The 21,078-nt window shown below is 66.8% G+C and carries 16 protein-coding genes; 12 read left to right on the forward strand and 4 right to left on the reverse strand.

Annotated features, from left to right (window positions below; genetic code table 11):
* Nucleotides 1-15 precede the first annotated feature (15 nt).
* Nucleotides 16-2,700 carry a ribonuclease E/G gene (locus ACH0CP_RS01790; RefSeq protein ID WP_294442240.1) on the reverse strand — a complete coding sequence of 895 codons (2,685 nt, stop codon included), beginning with the start codon at nucleotides 2,698-2,700 and terminating at the stop codon, nucleotides 16-18.
* A 455-nt stretch (nucleotides 2,701-3,155) separates the two neighbouring features.
* Between ACH0CP_RS01790 and ACH0CP_RS01795 the strand changes: the two genes are divergently transcribed.
* The 4 genes from ACH0CP_RS01795 to ACH0CP_RS01810 all read left to right on the forward strand — a co-directional run bounded on the left by ACH0CP_RS01795 (nucleotide 3,156) and on the right by ACH0CP_RS01810 (nucleotide 9,173).
* A complete protein-coding gene (locus tag ACH0CP_RS01795; protein WP_294442239.1) occupies nucleotides 3,156-4,400 on the forward strand; it encodes an N-acetylmuramoyl-L-alanine amidase in 1,245 nt (414 codons plus the stop codon).
* An 89-nt stretch (nucleotides 4,401-4,489) separates the two neighbouring features.
* Nucleotides 4,490-7,009 carry a penicillin-binding protein 1A gene (locus ACH0CP_RS01800; protein WP_294442238.1) on the forward strand — a complete coding sequence of 840 codons (2,520 nt, stop codon included), beginning with the start codon at nucleotides 4,490-4,492 and terminating at the stop codon, nucleotides 7,007-7,009.
* A 161-nt stretch (nucleotides 7,010-7,170) separates the two neighbouring features.
* Nucleotides 7,171-8,298, forward strand: coding sequence for a peptide chain release factor 2 (gene prfB, locus ACH0CP_RS01805; protein WP_294442237.1), 1,128 nt, complete (start codon nucleotides 7,171-7,173; stop codon nucleotides 8,296-8,298).
* Between the two features lie 50 nt (nucleotides 8,299-8,348).
* A complete protein-coding gene (locus ACH0CP_RS01810; protein ID WP_406888473.1) occupies nucleotides 8,349-9,173 on the forward strand; it encodes a class I SAM-dependent methyltransferase in 825 nt (274 codons plus the stop codon).
* Here the strand turns inward: ACH0CP_RS01810 and ACH0CP_RS01815 are convergent.
* On the reverse strand, nucleotides 9,096-9,464 hold the full coding sequence (locus tag ACH0CP_RS01815; RefSeq protein WP_294442234.1) for a JAB domain-containing protein: 369 nt from the start codon (nucleotides 9,462-9,464) through the stop codon (nucleotides 9,096-9,098). The two genes, ACH0CP_RS01810 and ACH0CP_RS01815, sit on opposite strands and share 78 nt — an antisense overlap.
* A gap of 99 nt (nucleotides 9,465-9,563) precedes the next feature.
* Here ACH0CP_RS01815 and ACH0CP_RS01820 point away from each other — a divergent pair, with 99 nt between their 5' ends.
* From ACH0CP_RS01820 to ACH0CP_RS01845, 6 genes are all read left to right on the forward strand, one after another.
* Nucleotides 9,564-10,358 carry a thymidylate synthase gene (locus ACH0CP_RS01820; protein WP_294442233.1) on the forward strand — a complete coding sequence of 265 codons (795 nt, stop codon included), beginning with the start codon at nucleotides 9,564-9,566 and terminating at the stop codon, nucleotides 10,356-10,358.
* Nucleotides 10,359-10,549: 191 nt separating this feature from the next.
* Nucleotides 10,550-11,017 (forward strand): dihydrofolate reductase, encoded by a 468-nt coding sequence (locus tag ACH0CP_RS01825; protein ID WP_294442232.1) that lies wholly within the window; start codon nucleotides 10,550-10,552, stop codon nucleotides 11,015-11,017.
* Nucleotides 11,018-11,059: 42 nt separating this feature from the next.
* Nucleotides 11,060-11,989 carry a bifunctional riboflavin kinase/FAD synthetase gene (locus tag ACH0CP_RS01830; RefSeq protein WP_294442231.1) on the forward strand — a complete coding sequence of 310 codons (930 nt, stop codon included), beginning with the start codon at nucleotides 11,060-11,062 and terminating at the stop codon, nucleotides 11,987-11,989.
* 70 nt (nucleotides 11,990-12,059) lie between these two features.
* Nucleotides 12,060-15,077 (forward strand): isoleucine--tRNA ligase, encoded by a 3,018-nt coding sequence (locus ACH0CP_RS01835; protein WP_406875386.1) that lies wholly within the window; start codon nucleotides 12,060-12,062, stop codon nucleotides 15,075-15,077.
* Complete coding sequence (gene lspA, locus ACH0CP_RS01840) at nucleotides 15,074-15,601, forward strand: signal peptidase II (protein WP_294442229.1); 528 nt, start codon at nucleotides 15,074-15,076, stop codon at nucleotides 15,599-15,601. The genes ACH0CP_RS01835 and lspA overlap by 4 nt, the downstream gene beginning before the upstream one ends.
* The gene (locus ACH0CP_RS01845) at nucleotides 15,594-16,001 is read left to right on the forward strand and encodes a DUF3035 domain-containing protein (RefSeq protein ID WP_294442228.1); all 408 of its coding nucleotides are present in this window, start codon (nucleotides 15,594-15,596) and stop codon (nucleotides 15,999-16,001) included. The genes lspA and ACH0CP_RS01845 overlap by 8 nt, the downstream gene beginning before the upstream one ends.
* 80 nt (nucleotides 16,002-16,081) lie before the next feature.
* On the opposite strand, the gene metC is transcribed toward ACH0CP_RS01845, so the two are convergent.
* Together metC and ACH0CP_RS01855 are read right to left on the reverse strand one after the other, a co-directional pair.
* The gene (metC, locus tag ACH0CP_RS01850; protein WP_406875385.1) at nucleotides 16,082-17,290 is read right to left on the reverse strand and encodes a cystathionine beta-lyase; all 1,209 of its coding nucleotides are present in this window, start codon (nucleotides 17,288-17,290) and stop codon (nucleotides 16,082-16,084) included.
* Complete coding sequence (locus tag ACH0CP_RS01855; RefSeq protein WP_294442226.1) at nucleotides 17,287-18,123, reverse strand: sulfurtransferase; 837 nt, start codon at nucleotides 18,121-18,123, stop codon at nucleotides 17,287-17,289. The genes metC and ACH0CP_RS01855 overlap by 4 nt, the downstream gene beginning before the upstream one ends.
* 91 nt (nucleotides 18,124-18,214) lie before the next feature.
* Here ACH0CP_RS01855 and queF point away from each other — a divergent pair, with 91 nt between their 5' ends.
* Together queF and ACH0CP_RS01865 are read left to right on the forward strand one after the other, a co-directional pair.
* Nucleotides 18,215-18,658: a preQ(1) synthase gene (queF, locus tag ACH0CP_RS01860; protein ID WP_294442271.1), complete on the forward strand. Its 444-nt coding sequence runs from the start codon at nucleotides 18,215-18,217 to the stop codon at nucleotides 18,656-18,658.
* Between the two features lie 125 nt (nucleotides 18,659-18,783).
* Nucleotides 18,784-21,051: a glycosyltransferase family 4 protein gene (locus ACH0CP_RS01865; protein ID WP_294442225.1), complete on the forward strand. Its 2,268-nt coding sequence runs from the start codon at nucleotides 18,784-18,786 to the stop codon at nucleotides 21,049-21,051.
* The last annotated feature ends 27 nt before the right edge of the window (nucleotides 21,052-21,078 follow it).

A 21,078-nucleotide genomic window follows, 5' to 3' on the forward strand; every position in this document is an offset into this window, starting at 1 on the left:
GCGCAGGTTCATCGATCAGCCGAACGTCCGCTGCCACCAGCCGCGCCGGGGCGCTTCGCCCGACGATGCTTCGGTGGTTTCAGCCGCGGGCTCGGCTTCGGGCTCAGGCGCAGCCGCCGGCTCGGCCGCGTCATTCGCGACCACTGCGGCTGCCTCGGCTGCCGGTGCGTCCGCCTTCTTGCGGCGGGTGCGCTTGGGCTTGGCCGGTGCTTCCGCCTCTGCCGCTGGCTCGGCGGGAGCCGGTGCGGCTTCCGCGGTATCGGCCTTCTTGCGACGGGTGCGCTTCGGCTTGGCCGGTGCTTCCTCCGCAGCCGGTGCGATCGCCTCGATGCCGGGCGTCTCGATCGCGGCAGGAGCGGCGACCGGTTCGGTCACGGGCGCGTCGGCAGCCGGTGCTGCCTCTGCCGCAACCTTGGCGCGGGGGCGACGACGCGTCTTGGGCGCGGGCGCTTCCGCCGGTGCGGCCTCGGCAACCTCGACCAGGGCGGTCTCGGCCGGGGCCGGCTCGGCAGCGACCCCTACGACCGGCTCTGCCGCGGCGGTGTCAGCGGCGTCGGTCGCGACTTCTGCCTGGCCGGCCTCATCGCCGTTGCCATCACGGCGACGGTTGCGCCGTCCGCGACGATTGCGGCGACGACGGCCGCCTTCGGCTTCGCTCTCACCTTCGGCAGCGGCGACGGTTTCCTCGGCCGCTTCGTCCTGATCGGACTCGCTGTCGATCGACTCCGCGTCCTCCGGCTCGCTGAGATCGGCGTTCGAGGCGGGCGTTGCGTCCGCATCGCTGCGACCGCGACGGCCACGCCGGCGGCGGCGGCGACGGCCGCCCTCGCGATGCTCCTCAGACCGGGGCTCGTCGCTGCGCGCCTCATCCTCTTCCTCGCCGGCGAGGACCACTTCGTCCTCTTCTTCCTCGATCTCGTCGACGATATCGTCCTCGATCTCTTCGACCGGCGGATCGAACTTCGGCGGGTAAGCGGGCGGCGGGCCCGATGCCTCGACCAGCATGCGGGCGCCTTCCTGCTCGCCGTCGGGCAGGATCTCGACCGTGACGCCGTAGCGGTCCTCGATCTCGGCAATGTCGGCGCGCTTACGGTTGAGCACGTACACCGCTGCCTCGACGCTGGCGCGCAGCGTCAGGATCGAACCGCGGCCGCGTGCGGCTTCGTCCTCGATGAGGCGCAGCGCGCTGAGGCCCGCGGACGAGGCGGTGCGGACGAGGCCGGTGCCTTCGCAATGCGGGCAGGGGCGGGTGGAGGCTTCGAGCACGCCGGTGCGCAGGCGCTGGCGGCTCATTTCCATCAGGCCGAAGCTGGAGATGCGGCCAACCTGGATGCGGGCGCGATCGTTCTTCAGCGCCTCCTTCATCGCCTTCTCGACCTTCCGGACATTGGAATTGTTGTCCATGTCGATGAAGTCGATGACGACGAGGCCGGCCATGTCGCGCAGGCGCAATTGGCGGGCAATTTCCTGCGCCGCCTCAAGGTTCGTCGCGGTCGCGGTCTGCTCGATATTATGCTCGCGCGTCGACCGGCCGGAGTTGATGTCGATCGAGACCAACGCCTCGGTCGGGTTGATGACGAGGTAGCCGCCGGACTTCAGCTGCACCACCGGATGGTACATGGCGGCGAGCTGATCCTCGACATGGCAGCGCTGGAACAGCGGAATGGGATCGCTGTAATGCTTCACCCGCTTCGCGTGGCTCGGCATCAGCAGGCGCATGAATTCCTTGGCCTGGCGATAGCCGTCGTTGCCCTCGACGATGACCTCGTCGATGTCCTTGTTGTAGATGTCGCGGATCGCGCGCTTGATGAGATCGCTGTCGCCATAGATCAGCGCGGGGGCCGCACTGGTCAGCGTCTTTTCACGGATACCGTCCCACAGGCGGGCGAGGTAATCGAAGTCGCGCTTGATCTCGGTGCGGGTGCGGCTGAGGCCGGCGGTGCGCACGATGCAGCCCATCGAGGGCGGCAGCTCCAGCTCGGCCATGATCGATTTCAGGCGCTTGCGATCGGACGAATTGCTGATCTTCCGGCTGATCCCGCCGCCGTGCGACGTGTTGGGCATCAGCACGCAATAGCGGCCGGCGAGCGACAGATAGGTCGTCAGCGCCGCGCCCTTGTTGCCACGCTCTTCCTTCACGACCTGGACCAGCAGCACCTGGCGGCGGCGGATCACGTCCTGAATCTTGTAGCGGCGGCGCAGGTTCATACGGCGCTGGCGAAGCGCCTCGACCTGATCGTCGTTGATGCCGGTGGCCGAAGGGGTCGGGCGATCCTCGCCTTCCATCTCCTCGGCGACTTCGGGATCCATCCCGCCGTCATCCTCGAACCGCTCGAGATCATCCTCGTTGGCGTCGTCGGAATCGTCCTCGTGCGCTTCCTGTTCGGCGCGCAGCTTGGCTTCCTCGGCGGCATGCTCCGCCTCTTCGCGCAGCAGGGCTTCGCGATCTTCCTTGGGGATCTGGTAATAATCCGGGTGAATTTCCGAGAAGGCGAGGAAGCCGTGGCGGTTGCCGCCGTAGTCGATGAACGCCGCCTGCAGCGACGGTTCGACCCGGGTTACCTTGGCGAGATAGATATTCCCCTTGAGCTGCTTGCGCTCGGCACTCTCGAAATCAAACTCCTCGATGCGGTTTCCCTTGACGACTGCCACGCGGGTCTCTTCCCGGTGGCGTGCGTCGATCAGCATGCGCATGGTCATTATATGGTCTCCGCGCGCGGCTCGCGCCGCCGAACGGCGGGGCCACGCGATAAAAAGGCGCTGCCGGCCCCCTGTGGCCGGCAAAGCAAATGGTGGTGAACTGTGCCTTCGTGCGCCGCGCACGGCCGAGCAGCACGCCCTGGACCGAACCCGTATCCGCGCCGCCGGCGAGGGCCGGTCGGATCTGCGGTGCGGGGAAATGCGACATGCGAACGTCAACCTGGTTGCGCCGCGCCGGCGCGAACGGCCGGACGGGCGGTGGGTCGGCGGCGCGTCAAGGCAACGCGCAATCCGATCAAGATGATGCCTAGCATCTCAAGCGTCATTCGGCAACCGGAACGTCCTTGCCGGCGAAGCGGCAAGAATATGCCGAATGCCGCATTAACCGAATGCCGAAACCCTGGTTTGACACACAGAAGATAAGCCGGACGCCCCGGAGTAAAAGGGTTTGTTTCATGGCTTTTGGCTGGACCGGCCACCCCCCGGCGCGGCATAATCGGCGCGTGTCGTACATTCTCGCCTCGGCCGTCGGCATGATGCTTGCCGCGCCCAGCTGGGCCGCGACCGTCGAGCGTGTCGAGATCAAGGACGGCCGAGTATTGATCCGGTTCGATGAAGCGGTGCGCGGTGCATCAAGCTTCGTGCTGGACGGGCCGCAGCGGATCGCGGTGGACATCGACGGCGCGCGCCCGGGCCAATCCGACCAGGGCGAGCGATATGTGACGCGGGTACGCCAGGGCTGGCGGGGCAGCGATGGCGCGCGGGTGGTGCTGGATCTGGCGCAGCCGATGGTCGTGTCGAAGGGCAAGTTCGAGGACGACGGGCGCACGCTGGAACTGTCGCTGCGCCAGGTGGATGCGCAGCACTTCTCCGCGGCCAGCAATGCCTCGCCGTTGAGCTTCCTCCCGTTCGGCTGGGGCGAGAAGCGGCCGAAGTACAAGGTGTCGATCCCGGTGCCGCCGGCGAAGAAAAGCGTGCTGCCGCGGGTGCAGGGCGATGACAGCCGCCCGCTGGTGGTGATCGACGCCGGGCATGGCGGCAACGATCCGGGCGCGATCAACCCGGAAACGGGGCTGCGCGAAAAGGACGTGACGCTGAAGATTGCGAAGGCGATCCGCGACGAACTGCTCGCGTCGGGCCGCGTGCGCGTGGCGCTGACGCGGGAGGATGACCGGTACATCCTGCACCGCGAGCGCTTTGGCGTGGCGCGACGGCTGCGGGCGGACCTGTTCATCTCGATCCATTGCGACAGCGTCGGTTCGGGCGACGCATCCGGCGCCACGGCCTACACCCTGTCAGACATCGCTTCCGACAAGGAAGCCGCCCGGCTCGCCTCGCGCGAGAACAAGTCGGACATCATCGCCGGCGTCGACCTCGACGAGAGCGACGACGTCTCCTCGATCCTGATCGATCTGACGCAGCGCGAGACGATGAACGCCTCCGCCGGGTTCGCGCGGCTGCTGGGGCGCGAGGCGAAGCCGCTCATCCCGACCAAGCAGAACTTCCACCGCATGGCATCGCTGCTGGTGCTGAAGGCGCCGGACATGCCATCGATCCTGTTCGAGACGGGTTATATCTCCAATCCGCAGGACGCCGCCTTCCTCGACAGCCGCGAGGGGCGCACGCGTGTGGCGCAGAGCGTTAGGCGCGCGGTGGAAGTCTACTTCGCGCGGCGGTTGACGCAGACCGCAGCCCGATGAGGGCAGGGGCAGCGCGTCCGCCGCGGGCAACTGCTTGGCCGAGCGTTGTTGCCAGCCCTGCGCCTGCTCCCTAAACACCGGCGCCGCGTATGGCGTCGACACCTCCCGAACCGAACAAGCTGCGGCTGCGCCGCATGAGCGGCGGCATCGCCGAGCGGCTGGCGCCGATCTGGGGGCGGCGCTGGGTGAAGCTGCTGACGGCGCTTGCCGTGCTCGGCATGGTCGTTTTTGGCGGCTTCTGGTACGTCGTGACCCGCGATCTGCCATCGGTGGAGCAGCTTCGGACCTACGAACCGCCGCTGCCGACCAACGTGCGCTCGATCGATGGTGGTCCGATCTATTCCTACGCCCGCGAGCGGCGCGTGGAACTGTCGTTCAACGAATATCCCAAGATGCTGGTGAACGCTTTCCTCGCGGCCGAGGACAAGACCTTCTTCGAGCATCACGGCGTGGACTATCCCGGGCTTGCCGGTGCAGTGGTCGATTATGTGTCGAAGCTGGGGAGCGGGCGGCGCGCGCGCGGCGGCTCGACGATCACCCAGCAGGTGGCGAAGAACCTGCTGATCGGAAACGAATATTCGCCCACCCGCAAGATGCGCGAGGCGATTCTGGCGTGGCGCATCGAGGATACGCTGACCAAGCCGCAGATCCTGGAGCTGTACCTCAACCAGATCTTCCTTGGCCGGAACGCGTACGGTGTCGAGGCGGCGGCGCATGCCTATTTCGACAAGGAACTGAGCGAGCTGGATCTGGCGCAGATGGCGTATCTTGCCATCCTTCCCAAGGGGCCGGCGAACTACGATCCGTTCCGCAACACCCAGCGCGCGATCGACCGGCGCAACTGGGCGTTGGGCGAAATGGAGAAGAACGGCTTCATCACCACGCAGCAGAAGCTGGCGGCGCAGGCAGAACCGATCGGCGCGATCACGCGCCGCACGCCCAAGTTCGAGCGCGTCGGCGGCTATTTCGTGGAAGAAGTGCGCCGCGAACTGATCAACAAGTTCGGCGAGACGGCGCGCGACGGGCCGTACAGCGTCTATTCCGGCGGCCTGTGGGTGCGCACGTCGCTCGATCGCAACGTGCAGGAAGCGGCGGCTCAGGCACTTCGTGATGGCCTGCTACGCTACGACCGCGGGCGTGGGTTCTCGGGGCCGCTGCGGCACGTCGAGATTACGGACGGACGCTGGCAGGGGGCGCTGCTCGATACCAATATCGCACTCGATTATGCCGACTGGCGCGCCGCCATCGTCATTTCGCGGGATGCGAGCGCGGCCCGGATCGGGTTCGCGGACGGGACGGAAGGCACCCTGCCGCGCTCCGCCGCGCAGATGCCGCTGCGTGGCAAGGGCACGCCGGCGTTCGGCACGCTGAAGGAAGGCGACATCATCGCGGTGGCGCCGGCCGGGGGTAGCAGCTTCGCGCTGCGATCGGTGCCGAAGATTTCAGGCGGGTTCGTGGTGCAGGAGCCGCAAAGCGGGCGGATCCTGGCGATGCAGGGCGGGTTCGACGCATCGCTCCAATCGTTCAATCGCGCGACGCAGGCGATGCGCCAGCCCGGATCGACGATCAAGCCGATCGTCTATGCGGCGGCGCTGGAGCACGGCATGACGCCCGCCTCGATCATCGTCGACGGTCCGTTCTGCGTCTATCAGGGCGCGCGGCTTGGGCAGAAGTGCTTCCGCAACTTCGGCAATTCGCGCGGTGCGGGCCCGCGGACGATGCGCTGGGGCGTCGAGCAATCGCGCAACCTGATGACGGTGCGGGCAGCCGCCAGCACCGGCATGAGCAACGTCGTCAAGCTGATGAAGGCGCTGGAGGTCGGCGATTACGAGCCGTACCTTTCCTATGCGCTGGGCGCCGGCGAGACGACCGTGATGAAGATGGTCAACGCTTATGGCGTGTTGGCCAATCATGGCCGCTGGCATGCGCCGTCGCTGATCGATTTCGTGCAGAACCGGCGCGGCCAGGTGATCTGGCCGGAGAACTGGCGCGCGTGCGATCGCTGCAACATGCCGGAATGGGACGGCAAGCCGATGCCGCGGCCGGTAACGCGTGGCCGCCAGGTGCTGGACGCCATGTCCGCCTACCAGATGGTGCACATCGCCGAGGGCGTGATCCAGCGCGGGACCGCGACCACGCTGCGTGACCTCGATCGCCCGATCTTCGGCAAGACCGGCACGAATTCGGGCCCGAAGGACGTGTGGTTCATCGGCGGCACGCCGCAGATGGTGGCCGGCGTCTACATCGGTTACGATTCGCCAGTGAACCTTGGGGGCTACGCACAGGGCGGCACGCTCGCGGCGCCGATCTTCAAGCAATGGGCGCAGAAGGCGTATGAGGGGATGGAAGTGCTGCCGTTCCGCGCGCCCGCCGGCATCCGCATGGTGCGGATCGACCGCGCGAGCGGGCGCCCTGTCTACGGCACCTTCCCGACCGACAGCGATCCCAAGGCATCGGTGATCTGGGAGGCGTTCAAGCCGCAGGCCGAGGCGCGCCGTGCGCCGCGCCGCACCGGCCCGGCACCGGCGGCGACCGAAAAGGCGAGCAGCGGCGAGCAGAAGAAGGCAAGCGACAGCGACTTCCTGCAGCGCGAGGGCGGCATCTACTAGAGCCATAACGGGCGGCATTGTGTCGTCGTTGTTGAGGCCCTAAGTCCGCCAACCAAATCGTCATCCCAGCGCAGGCCGGGATCTCCCGCCACTGACGCGTTGCTCGTGCCGCAGGGGATTCCCGACTTGTGCTGGACTGACGCCAGAAGCGGAGAATAACCATGCGCGCTGAAGCGCAGGCCCATGTCGACACGATCAACGAGGCGTTGGCTTTGGTGCGGCGGTTCCTCGACTGGGATCGTGCCGTGCGGCGGCTGGACGAACTGAATGCGCGTGTCGAGGATCCGACGCTGTGGGAGAACCCCAAGGCGGCGCAGGACGTGATGCGCGAGCGCCGCCGGCTGGACGAGGCGATTACGGCGACGCGCGCGATCCAGCGCGAAATGTCCGACACGGTCGAGCTGATCGAGATGGCAGAGGCCGAGGGTGACGAGGAGATGGCGCAGGAGGGCACCCAGGCCCTGGCGCAGCTCGCGCGCAAGGCGACCGAGGACAAGGTGAAGGCGCTGCTGGCCGGCGAGGCCGACGGCAACGACACCTATATCGAGATCAACGCCGGCGCTGGCGGCACCGAGAGCCAGGACTGGGCCGAGATGCTGCAGCGGATGTACACCCGCTGGGCCGAGCGGCGCGGCATGAAGGTGGAGCTGATCGACTATCACGCCGGCGAGCAGGCGGGGATCAAATCGGCCACGCTGCTGATCAAGGGCGAGAACGCCTATGGCTATGCCAAGGTGGAAAGCGGCGTTCACCGCCTGGTGCGGATCAGCCCGTACGACAGCTCCGCGCGCCGCCACACCAGCTTCTCCAGCGTCTGGGTCTATCCGGTGATCGACGATTCGATCGACATCGAGATCAACGACAGCGAGCTGCGCATCGATACCTATCGTGCGTCGGGCGCCGGCGGTCAGCACATCAACACGACCGATTCGGCGGTGCGCATCACCCACTTGCCGACCGGCATCGTCGTGGCGTGCCAGAACCAGCGATCGCAGCACAAGAACAAGGCGGAGGCGTATAACCAGCTGCGCGCCCGCCTGTACGAGCACGAGTTGCGCAAGCGCGAGGAAGAGGCGAACGCCGTCAACGCGACCAAGACCGACATCGGCTGGGGCCACCAGATCCGCTCGTACGTGCTTCAGCCGTACCAGTTGGTGAAGGACCTGCGCACCGGTGCCACTTCCACCTCGCCCAGCGACGTGCTTGACGGGGATCTCGACGAGTTCATGGCCGCGGCGCTGGCGCAGCGCGTGACGGGCGAGGCTGTCGAGGTGGAGGACGTGGAATAAGGATGAGCCGGGGGACGACGCTTCGCTGTGGGGGGATGCGGGGCGGAGCCATGCCCCGGCGCGGTGCGCCGTACCTGCGCGTGGGGCTGATCGCGGCGATCGCGTCGAGCGCGCTGCTTCTTGCCGCCTGTGACGGCGGCGAGCCGCTGATCAAGAAAGAGCCGAAGGATCCCGGCCCGTTCCCCGCGGCGGACCGGCCGGTCGCCCATATCGTCTCGTCGCGCTGGTCGAACGAGGAAGCGCGTGACCGGGTGAACGAGGCGGGCACCGTCATGGTGCTCGCCAAGATCAGGCCGGGCATGACGGTCGCCGATATCGGCGCGGGCGAAGGCTATTACACGATCCGTCTGGCGCAGAAGGTGGGCGAGGACGGCCGCGTTCTGGCGCAGGACATCATGCCCGCGACGCGCGACGCGCTGGCGGAACGTGTCGCGCGCGAGCGGCTGGACAATGTCAGCGTCAAGCTGGGCGAGCCGGCCGATCCCAAGCTGCCCGAGGCGAGCTTCGACCGGATCTTCATGGTCCACATGTACCATGAGATTGCGCAGCCGTATGAGTTCCTGTGGCGGATGCGCCCGTCGCTGAGACCGGGCGGGCTGGTGGTTGTGGTGGACGCGAACCGCAGTACCGTCGATCACGGCACCCCGCCGGCATTGCTGAAATGCGAGTTTGCCGCGGTCGGCTATCAACTCGTCGCGATGCAGCCGATGCCGTCAGCCGGCGGCTATTTCGCGACCTTCACCGCGCGCGGCGCGCGGCCGGAACCGAGCGCAATCCAGTCGTGCCGTCTGCAGCCGTCACAGCAGCCCGCGCGCGCGGAAGCTGACGCTGGCACCGGCGGCCAGCACGAGATGGTCGACCAGCCGAATCCCTAAAGCGTCGAGCGCCGCCGCCAGTCGGCGCGTGGTGCGCAGATCCTCCGCCGAGGGCTCGGGATCGCCGGACGGGTGGTTGTGGGCCATCATCACGTCCTGCGAATCATGCGCCATCGCCAGTGCGGTGACGGTGCGCAGCGACACGTCCACGCGCGAGGCGCTTGTGGAGGGCATGTGATGCAGGCCGAGCGCCGCGCCTCCCTTGTTCAGGAAGATGAAGGCGACCGATTCGGTTTTCCCGGCCGCGATCGCCAAGAGGTGCGGGAGGATCACCGGGTCGATGCCGTGCATGGGATGGGGGTGGGGCGGCGATGCCTGCCGCGGCAAGAGAACCCCGCCGATCCGGACTCGTCACTTGGCGCGGTGGACCAATCGATTTAGCGTCGCCTCATGCGCCAATACCTCGACCTCATGGCCCGTGTGCTCGATTCGGGTGCCCGGCAGATGGACCGCACCGGGACTGGAACGCTCAGCGTGTTCGGCCATCAGATGCGCTTCGACCTGGCGGAAGGCTTCCCGGTGTTGACCACCAAGAAGCTGCACCTCCGATCGATCATCATCGAGCTTCTGTGGTTCCTGCGCGGCGACACCAATGTCCGTTGGTTGCAGGAGCGCAAGGTGAGCATCTGGGATGAGTGGGCGGACGAGAAGGGCGACCTTGGACCGGTCTATGGCAAGCAGTGGCGCGACTGGGTGACTGCCGACGGGCGCCACATCGACCAGATCAAGGGCTTGATCGAGGACATCCGCACCAACCCTGCCTCGCGCCGGCAGATCGTCACCGCGTGGAACCCCGGGGACCTCCACGCCATGGCGCTGGCGCCGTGCCACTGCCTGTTCCAGACCCATGTGGCGAACGGACGGCTGTCGCTTCAGCTTTACCAACGTTCCGCGGACATCTTCCTTGGGGTGCCGTTCAACATCGCCAGCTATGCCCTGCTGACCCATATGCTGGCGCAGCAATGCGGGCTGGAGCCGGGAGAGTTCATCTGGACCGGCGGCGATTGCCACCTTTATTCCAACCATCTGGAGCAGGCGCGGCTTCAATTGACCCGCGAGCCGACCGCGCTGCCGCGGCTCGAGATCCTGCGAAAGCCGCCGGCGATCGACCAGTATGAATATGAGGATTTCGTGCTTCACGGCTATGAAGCGCAGGCGCATATCAAGGCGCCGGTGGCCGTCTGACGGAGGAGGTGCAGCAGAGTTCAGCGGGCGTTCAGCCTTGACGACTACAAACGTAATCGTTAGGGAGACGATGCCATGCGGGACTATGTCATCACCATCGCCACCGCCACGCTCGCAGCCTGGCTGTTGCAATCGGGCGCGCCCCAGCCGTGCCAGGGGAACACGCCCATGATCGCGGAGCGCAGCGTTCGATGACGATCACGTTCCATCTCGCGCGGGCGCGCAATGGCGTGATCGGTCGGGATGGAGGGCTCCCCTGGCGGCTGCCGGCTGACCTGAAGCGGTTCAAGGCGCAGACCATCGGACGCCCGATGATCATGGGGCGCAAGACGTTCGATAGTTTTCCGTCGCCGCTGCCCGGCCGCCGCCATATCGTGTTGACGCGTGACGCGGCCTGGCAGGCGGAAGGGGCGGAGGTGGTGCACTCGCCCGACGCGGCGCTGGCGCTGGCCGGCGAGGATGCCGCCGTGATCGGCGGGGCGGACGTCTTCGCGCTGTTCCTCGATCGCGCCGACCGGATCGAACTGACCGAAGTTCATGCCGATCCCGATGGGGACACGATCGTTCCCGCCTTCACCGGCTGGCGCGAGGTCTTCCGCGAGGATCATGCCGCGGATGGCGACCGGCCGGGCTATAGCTTCGTGACACTGGTGCGCTGACGTACAGCCCGCTATGCGCCGGCGGCGATGGAGCGGCAGGGGTTGATACGGCTGGATGCGGGCACGACGCTGCCCGCCGAGCTGCGTGGCGGGATCGTCGCGCTGGGCAATTACGATGGCTTCCATCTCGGGCACCAGGCAGTCGTCGGCCGCGCGATCGAGCGGGCGCGGCGTGAGGGGCGGCCGGCGCTGGTCGCGACGTTCGACCCGCATCCGATGCGCTATTTCGCGCCCGACGCGCCCTGGTTCCGCCTGACGACGCTGGAGCAGCGCGCGGCATTGATGCGTGATGCCGGCGTCGATGCGGTGCTGGTGTTCCAGTTCGATGCGCGCCTTGCGGCGCTTTCCGCCGAGGAATTCGTGACGACTCATCTCGTCGGCCAGCTGGGCGTCGGCGGGGTGGTGACGGGGGAGGATTTCACCTTCGGCAAGGGGCGCAGCGGCGACGTTGCGGCGCTGGCCGCGCTTGGCGCGGTTCATGGGTTCAGCGCGGATGCGGTCGGCGCGGTGACGCTGGATGGCGAGATCGTTTCCTCCACCCGCATCCGCGCGGCGCTGCGCGACGGACGGCCGGCGGACGCGGCGCGGCTGCTGACGCGGCCGTTCACGATCGCGGGCGAGGTGCGACACGGCGACAAGCTGGGCCGCGAGATCGGCTATCCGACGGCGAACGTCGATCTCGGCAACTACCTGCGGCCGGCCTATGGCATCTATGCCGTGCGCGTGAAGCTGCCCGACGGGCGCTGGCATGACGGCGCGGCGAACCTTGGCATCCGTCCAAGCTTCGACCCGCCCAAGGAATTGCTGGAGCCGTACCTGTTCGATTTCTCGGGCGATCTTTACGGCCAGACGATCGAGGTGGCGCTGATCGAGTTCCTGCGGCCGGAGGCGAAGTTCGACAGCCTCGACGCGCTGAAGGCGCAAATGGCAGCGGATTGCGACCGCGCCCGGGCGCTGCTGCGCACCGTGTGATCGTCGCGCGCGGCAAAGCGCACGAACGGTTTTGTGAAAGCCCGCGGTTCCGCTAAGGGCGCGAGCTTCTATGGCCGACGAAAACACCACCGCACGCGAGACCGATCAGAAGGATTGGCGCGACACCGTCTTCCTGCCGAAGACCGACTTCCCGATGAAGGCGGGCCTGCCGCAAAAGGAGCCTGCGATTCTGGAGCGGTGGCAGCGGCTGGGCCTGTACCAGCGGCTGCGTGAGCAGCGTGCGGATCGTGAGAAGTTCATCCTTCACGATGGCCCACCCTATGCCAATGGCGATATGCACATCGGCCATGCGCTGAACCATATCCTGAAGGACATGGTGGTGCGCACCCAGACGTTGCTGGGGAAGAACGCGCCCTACGTTCCCGGCTGGGATTGCCACGGCCTGCCGATCGAGTGGAAGGTCGAGGAAGAATATCGCAAGAAGAAGCTGAACAAGGACGAGGTGCCGCCGGCGGAATTCCGCGCCGAATGCCGCGCCTATGCCCAGAAATGGGTCGATACGCAGCGCGAGCAGCTGAAGCGGCTGGGCGTCAACGGCGACTGGGACAAGCCGTATCTGACGATGGACTTCGCCGCCGAGGCGACCATCGTGTCCGAGCTGATGAAGTTCGCCGAGACGGGGCAGCTGTATCGCGGCGCAAAGCCGGTGATGTGGAGCCCGGTCGAGAAGACCGCACTGGCCGAGGCCGAGGTCGAATATGAGGACGTGGTGTCGACGCAGATCGACGTTGCGTTCGAGATCACCGAGGCGCCGAACGCGCCGGAGCTGGTCGGCGCCCATGCGGTGATCTGGACCACCACGCCGTGGACGATCCCCGTGAACCAGGCGCTCGCCTACGGGCCGGAGGTCGAATACGTCCTCGCCCGCTTCGACGACATGGTGGAAGGGCCGCGCACCCTGCTGGTGGCGCGCGATCTGCTGGAGAGCTTCGGCGCGCGGATCGGCCACCCGGTGGTGGTGAAGATCGGCGATGCGGCGGGCACGGTGACCGTGCTGGCGGCGTTCAGCGGCGAGAAGCTGGCGGGCGCGGTGGCGCGTCACCCGATGCATGAACTGGGCGGCTTCTTCGCCAAACCGCGTCCGTTCCTGCCGGGCGATTTCGTCACCACCGACGCGGGCACTGGCCTCGTCCACATGGCGCCCGACCATGGCGAGGACGATTTTGAGCTGTGCAAGGCGCATGGCATCGATCCGGTCTTCGCGGTGGATGCCGGCGGCATGTACCGCCCGGACTGGCTGTGGCTGGGCGGGCAGGGCAGCGTCATCAACAAGAAGTTCGTCGCCGCTGACGGGCCGATCTGCACCGACCTCAGCGAAGCGGGCGCGCTGATCGCGGCGAGCGACGATTTCAAGCACAGCTACCCGCATTCCTGGCGTTCCAAGGCGAAGGTGATCTTCCGTTGCACGCCGCAATGGTTCATCGCCGTCGACAAGCCAATTAAGGCCAGCTCAGGCGAACCTAAGCCGAATACGGGCAGGGACCCGATCACGGCGCTTCTGACCACGTCCGCTGCCGTGGGGTATCTTAGCGGCAATGAAGAAGAACTGATCGCAGCCACTGGTGTGGAGCGTCCAGAGACTCCCGGACTTGAACAAGCAAAACGTCTATCTGGTCCGGCGCAGAATGCAGGTGACACCCTCCGCAACCGCGCCATCGCCGCGATCGCGGCCACGCGCTTCGTGCCGGAGAAGGGGCGCAACCGCATCGGCGCGATGGTCGAGGGGCGGCCCGACTGGGTGATCAGCCGGCAGCGCGCCTGGGGCGTGCCGATCGCGTTGTTCGTGCATCGTGCGACGGGCGAATTGCTGGTCGATCCGGCAGTGAACGCGCGCATCGTCGACGCCTTCCGCGAGAAGGGCGTCGATGCCTGGACCGACGAGGCCGCCGCGGGCTTCCTTGGCGAGGGACGCGATCCGGCCGATTACGAGCGGGTTACCGACATTCTCGACGTGTGGTTCGATTCGGGCTGCACCCATGCCTTCGTGCTGGAAAGCGGGCGCTGGCCGGAATTGTCATGGCCGGCGGATCTCTACCTCGAGGGGTCGGACCAGCATCGCGGCTGGTTCCAGTCGTCGCTGCTGGAAAGCTGCGGCACGCGCGGGCGGGCGCCTTATGATGCGGTGCTGACGCACGGCTTCACGATGGATGCCAAGGGCATGAAGATGTCCAAGAGCCTCGGCAACACGATCAACCCGCTTGATCTGATGCGCGATTATGGCGCGGACATCCTGCGGCTGTGGGCGCTGTCGGTCGATTTCACCGAGGATCACCGCATCGGCAAGGAAATCCTGGCCGGTGTCGCTGACCAGTATCGCAAGCTGCGCAATACCTTCCGCTACCTCCTGGGCGCGCTCGACGGGTTTGACGAGGCGGAGAAGCTGCCGGTGGCGGAATGGCCGGAACTGGAGCGGTACATGCTCCATCTGGTCCATGCGCTGGACCAGCAGCTGCGCCGTGCGATCGCTGATTACGACTTCAACGGCTATGTCCGCCTTCTGAGCGATTTCGCCAACGAGGATCTGTCGGCGTTCTTCTTCGATATCCGCAAGGATTCGCTCTATTGCGACGCGCCGACGGATACGAAGCGCCGGGCGTACCGAACCATGCTGGACGTGCTGTTCCACGCGATGGTGCGCTGGGCTGCGCCGGTGCTGGTCTTCACCGCCGAGGAAGTGTGGCAATCGCGCTTCCCGAGCGAGGATGGCTCGGTTCACTTCCTCGACTGGCCGGAACTGCCGGCGGAAGCGGGCGAGGACGTCAGCGCCCGCTGGCTGGAGGTGCGCCGCCTTCGTGAGCGCGTGACCGAGGCGATCGAGCCGCTGCGCCGCGAGAAGATCGTGCGTTCCAGCCTGGAGGCGAACGTGACCGTGCCCGAAACGCCGCTGTCCGTCGATGCGCTGGCCGAGGCGTTCATCGTGGCGAAGGTATCGCCGGGCGATGAGGTGACGGTGAGCCGGACCGATTACCACAAGTGCGGGCGCTGCTGGCGCCTGCTGCCCGAAGTTGTCGAGGACAGCGCCCTGTGCGGCCGCTGCGCCGAGGTGGTTGGCGAGGTGGCGGCGTGAAGCGCAGCGTGCCTGTTGCCGGCCTCGTCGCCGCGGCAGTCGTGTTCGTGCTCGACCAGCTGATCAAATGGGTGGTGACCGGGCCGCTCGGCATCAACTTCCTGGGTGCCTCGCGCGAGATCGTGTCGTTCTTCGATCTGCGGTTCGTGCAGAACATGGGCGTGAGCCTTGGCCTGCTGCGCGCGGAGAGTGAGTTCGCGCGCTGGGGCCTGGTGGTGATGACCGCGGCAATCGCCGGCGCCGTCACCTTCTGGATGTGGCGCGAGGAGAAGGCGGCCGACAAGCTGGCGCTCGGCCTGGTGCTCGGTGGGGCGCTCGGCAATATCGTCGACCGGGTGCGGTTCGGCTATGTCGTGGACTTCGCCGACCTGCACTTCGGCGAATGGCGGCCGTTCCTCGTCTTCAACGTCGCGGATGCGGCGATCACCATCGGCGTGCTCATTCTGCTGGCGCGGGCGCTGCTGATCCGCGATAAGCCGGCGGCAAAGCCGGACAAGATGGCTTCGGAGAATGTGAATGCGTAAGTCGATCGTCATGGGCGCAGTCCTCGCGGTGACGCTGGCCGGGTGCGCGAGCAACGGCCTCGATCGTGACCGTCCGGACGAATTCGCGGTGGCGCGCCAGCCCTCGCTGATCATCCCGCCCGATTTCGCGCTGGTGCCGCCGACCCCGGGCGCGGCGCGCGTCCAGTCCGCCACCTCGGCGCAGTCGCAGACGCTGGAGGCGCTGTTCGGCAGCGCCCCGCGTAGCGCCGGCGAGCGCTCGGTGGTTCAGGCGGCGGGCGGCGATACGGTGGATGCCGGCATTCGCTCCTCCGCCGGTGATCCCGACACCAACGTCGTCGACAAGGGGCAGACGACGCGGGACATCATCGCGGCGCCCGAAGGCGATGGCCAGGACGCCCGCGCCAACGCGCCGCGCTGACGCCTTCGCTCCGCGGCAGCGGGGCAATATGATATGACGCCCCGGGCGACGGCCCGGGGACTTGTCCAACGATGCGGTTCTTAGCCGCGGGCTGCGGCGAAGCGCTTCAGCCCTTCTTCGAGATCCGCGATGAGATCGGCCGGATCCTCGAGCCCGATCTGGAGCCGCACCAGCGGGCCGGCGAAGCTGGGCGCGGTCGCAGTGCGATAACGCTGTGGATCGACGGGGATCGCGAGGCTTTCGAACCCGCCCCAGGAATAGCCGATTCCGAAATGGACGAGGCCATCGATCAGCGCCGCGCGCGCCGCCTCGTCCCCGCCTGAGAGAACGAAGGAGAATAGCCCGCTCGATCCGCGGAAATCGCGGGCGAACAGGTCGTGGCCTCGGCACGTCTCCAGCGCAGGGTGGAGCACGCGATCCACCTCCGGCCGGGTTTCCAGCCAGCGCGCGATCTGAAGTGCGCTTGACTGATGCTGGGCGAGGCGCACCGCCATGGTGCGAAGCCCGCGCGCGCCAAGCCAGGCGTCGTCGGGGCTGGCGACCTGGCCAAGCTGGAAGCTCGTCTCGCGCAGCTTGCGCCAGTGCGAAGGCGCCGCTGTCACGCTGCCGAGCATCACGTCCGAATGGCCGACGACATATTTGGTGCAGGCGAGGATCGAGAGATCGACGCCATGCTCCAGCGCGCGGAAGTGGAGCGGCGTCGCCCAGGTATTGTCGAGGATCGCCGTCACGCCGCGTGCCTTGGCCGCCGCGGTGATCGCGGGCACGTCCTGCACCTCGAAGGTGAGGCTTCCGGGGCTTTCCATGAAGATCGCGCGGGTCCGCTCGCCGATCATGTCCGCGATGCCGGCCCCGATCAGCGGATCGTAGAAGCGTGTCGTGATGCCGAAGCGTTTCAGCAGGCCATCAGCCATCGAGCGGGTGGGATCATAGGCCGAATCGACCAGCAGCAGCTCGTCACCCGGTGACAGGACGGAGAGGAGGGCGGCAGCGATCGCGGCGACGCCCGAGGGATAGAGGAAGGTCGCCTCTGCACCCGGCTCCAGTTCGGTCAGCGCATCGGCGAGGCTCCACTGCGTCGGTGCCCCGCGCCGGCCGTAGAACAGGCGGTGGTGGGTGTCCCGACCGCCAGCGGCGCGCAGTTCGGCGACCGAGCCATAGAGATGCGTCGATGCACGCCAGACCGGCGGATTGACCACACCTTGCGTCCATTCCGGGCGCCGGCCGGCGGCGACGACGCGGGTGGCATCGCCGATCGTGCGGTCAGCCGTGTCGCGATCCTTGCTCATGCGCCGCGCGCCTTCGGGGTGGCGGGATCCGCGCCCCATTCGGCCCAGCTGCCGTCGTAGATCGGCACCTCCCGGCCGAGCATATGCGCGGCAAAGGCGATGACTGCAGCGGTCACGCCGGACCCGCACGTGGCAACCATCGGCCGATCAAGGTCGATGCCGCCGTCGCGGAACACCGCCTCCAGTTCATCGCCGCGCTTCCAGCTGCCGTCGGCGTGAAAGAAGCGGGCGTAATGGAGGTTGGTGGAACCGGGTATGTGGCCGGGTTCCACGCCGGGGCGCGGCTCGGGCTCGGCGCCAGCGAAGCGGCTGGGGGAGCGAGCGTCGACGATCTGCTCGCTACCGCTCGCCAGCGCTGCCTTCATCTGCGCCAGGTCGCGGATGCCGGCGCCGCGATCCCGTACCGTGATGTGCCTCGGCTTCGGCGCCGCGTCGCCCGTAGCCATCGGCCGGCCTTCGGCTTGCCACTTTGCGAAGCCGCCATCGAGCAGCGCAACATCGGTAAGCCCGAAGCTGCGCAGCATCGCCCAGCCGCGCGCGGCCGTGTGGTGCGGCGAGTTGTCGTAGAGGACGATGCGCGTGCCATCGCCGAGACCTAGCCGACCCATGCGGCTGGCGAACTTCTCGGGCGGAGGAAGCATCATCGGTACGTCGGCGGCGGCATCGACGATCTCGGCAAGGTCGAGGAACACCGCACCAGGGATGTGCGCGGCGCGGAACTCCGCGGCGGCGTCCCGATGCTCGGTGGGGAGGAACCAGCTGCAGTCGGCGATGCGCAGATCGGGCGCGCCGCTTTGAGCGGCGAGCCATTCAGTCGAAACGAGGGCGTCCATGAGCGCCTTCTTAGTCTCATGCGGCGCGTTGTCGAAGGGCGGCGCACCGGTGAACTGGCGCGGGCGGGCGCTCGCGCCTATCTGGCGGCGCATGACACTCCACCTCGGCAAGAATTCCGCGCTGCCCACCTCTCCGGAAGAAGCGGTGCTGGACTATGTTCCTAATCCCCGCCTGGGACGCACCTATCTGGTCCGCTTCGTGACGCCCGAGTTCACGTCGCTGTGCCCGGTGACCGGCCAGCCGGATTTCGCGCACATCGTGATCGACTACGTGCCGGGCGAGACGATCGTCGAATCGAAATCGCTGAAGCTGTTCCTCGGTAGCTTCCGCAACCACGCCGCCTTTCACGAGGATTGCACCGTGGGCATCGGTGAACGGCTGGTGGCGGAAATGGCGCCGCGGTGGCTGCGCATCGGCGGCTACTGGTATCCGCGTGGCGGGATTCCGATCGACGTTTTCTGGCAAACGGGCGCGCCGCCGGCCGACCTGTGGGTGCCCGACCAAGGCGTCCCCTCGTATCGCGGTCGCGGCTGATCCCGCTTTTATTTCAGAATCTTGTTGCGGTGCATCAAACGCCGCAACCTTCCTGCCCCTTACCCGTTGTCCGGAACGTGAACGCCCTGTGAATGGCGTTCCGTAAACAGCGAAGGCATTAGAGGATGAACGACACGGTCGAAACGAACACCGTCGCGCGTATCGCGCTCATCGGCAATTTCCTGCCCCGCAAGTGCGGGCTGGCGACGTTCACGACCGACACGTTCAATGCTCTGAAAAGCCGCTATCCGGATCTGGCGGTGGACGTCTATGCGATGGACGATCACCCCGGGCGTTACGATTATCCGCCCGAAGTCACCGACACGATCCCGCAGCAGGACCGTGCGGCGTACCTGGATGTCGCGCGCAAGATCGAGGCTTCAGGCGCGCAGGCGATCTGGGTGCAGCACGAATATGGCATCTACGGCGGCGCGGCGGGTGAATTTATCCTGGCGCTGCTCGATCGCACCACGCTGCCGTTAATCGTTACGCTTCACACCGTGCTTGAAAAGCCGAGCGCGGATGAGCGCGCGGTGATGGAGGGGCTGCTGCGGCGCGCGTCGAAAGTGATCGTTATGGCCGAGCGCGGCGGTGAGATCCTGACGCGTGTCTACGGCGCGAATCCGCGCTCGATCGTCAACATTCCGCACGGCGTGCCCGATCGCCTGTTCGCCGACCCCGCGACGTTCAAGCCGCGCTTTGGCTGGGAAGGCCGCCGCGTCATCCTCACCTTCGGTCTGCTCGCGCCCGGCAAGGGCATCGAGACGGTGATCGAAGCGATGCCGGAGGTGGTCGCGAAGCATCCGGATGCGACCTACGTCGTGCTCGGCGCGACGCACCCCAATCTGGTGGCGCATGAAGGCGAGAAATACCGCGACAGCCTGAAGGCGCTCGCACGGTCGAAGGGCGTCGAGCACAATGTCGCGTTCATCGATGCCTTCGTCGAGCAGGACGATCTGATCGACTATCTCCAGGCGTCCGACCTCTATGTTACGCCGTATCTGAACCCGGCGCAGATCACGAGCGGCACGCTCTCCTATGCCGTGGGCGTCGGCAAGGCGGTGATTTCCACGCCCTATGTCCATGCGACCGAGATCTTGGCGGACGGGCACGGCGTTCTCGTGGACTTCCGCGATTCGGCGGCGATCGCTCAGGCGATCAACGACCTGCTCGGCAATGACGATCGCCGGATCAAGCTGTCCCAGCGCGCTTATGATCGCGGACGGACGATGACCTGGTCGCGCGTCGCGGAGCGGGCGATAGGCGAGATCGAGCAGATCGTCGCGACGAAGCCGGCGCGGATTGCCGCCCCGTCGGCGATGAAGCCGCTGGACCCTGACATCTCGGCGGTCGAGCGGATGAGCGATTCGACCGGCATGCTCCAGCATTCGATCTACTCGGTGCCGGACCGCCGCCATGGCTATTGCATCGACGACAATGCGCGCGCGCTCATCCTGATGTGTGCGATCGACAAGCTGGACGAGACGGTGCGCGACAAGTGGACGACGGTATACGCCTCGTTCGTCCAATATGCCTGGAACCCGGAGAAGCGCCGCTTCCGCAACTTCATGAACTTCGATCGCACGTGGTGCGAGGACGTCGGCTCCGAGGATTCCAACGGCCGCGCATTGTGGGCGCTTGGCGTCACTGCGCGTGACGCACGTTCGCGCAAGCACCGCGACTGGGCGACGATGATGTTCGACATGACGGCAAGCCTCGCGTTCGAGCTGGGCAGCCCGCGCGCGCAGTCGTTCGCCATGCTGGGGGCGGCTGCGATGCTCGAGGCGTCGCCCGGCCACCAGCTTGCCCGCTCGATCCTGGAGCGATTCCCGAACGAGCATCTCGCCCTGCTCGATACGGCGCGCCGCCCCGACTGGGTGTGGTTCGAGGTGGTGCTCGCCTATGACAATTGCCGCCTGCCCGAAGGTCTGATCCGCGCCGGCATGGCGCTTGGCCGCCGGGACGTGATCGAGCGCGGGCTCGAGACGCTGGAGTGGATCATCAGCAAGCAGAAGAACCCGGAGGGCCGCTTCCGCGCGGTGGGTTCGGAAAGCTTCGGCCGCGCTTATGCCGAGCCGCTGCCGTTCGATCAGCAGCCGCTCGAGGCGCAGGCGACGATCGATGCGTGCTGCGCGGCGTTCCAGGCCACCGGCGACGAGCGGTGGCGGGAGGAAGCGATGCGCGCTTACGGCTGGTACATGGGGCACAACGACCTCGACCTTCCGCTGGCGACGGCGCAGGACGGCGGCTGTTTCGACGGGCTGATGCCGACCGGCCTCAACCGCAACCAAGGCGCAGAATCGATTTTGGCGCTGCAATTGTCCAGCTGCGCCATTTCGGGGCTTTCAAAGGCCACCCAAGGCGTGGCAGGAACGCGGCGCGCGGTCGCATAAGCAACATTTGCGTCGGCGCATTGTTGT

It is taken from the genome of Sphingomonas sp. 179-I 2A4 NHS, from assembly GCF_045369135.1.
Classification (GTDB): Bacteria; Pseudomonadota; Alphaproteobacteria; order Sphingomonadales; family Sphingomonadaceae; genus Sphingomonas.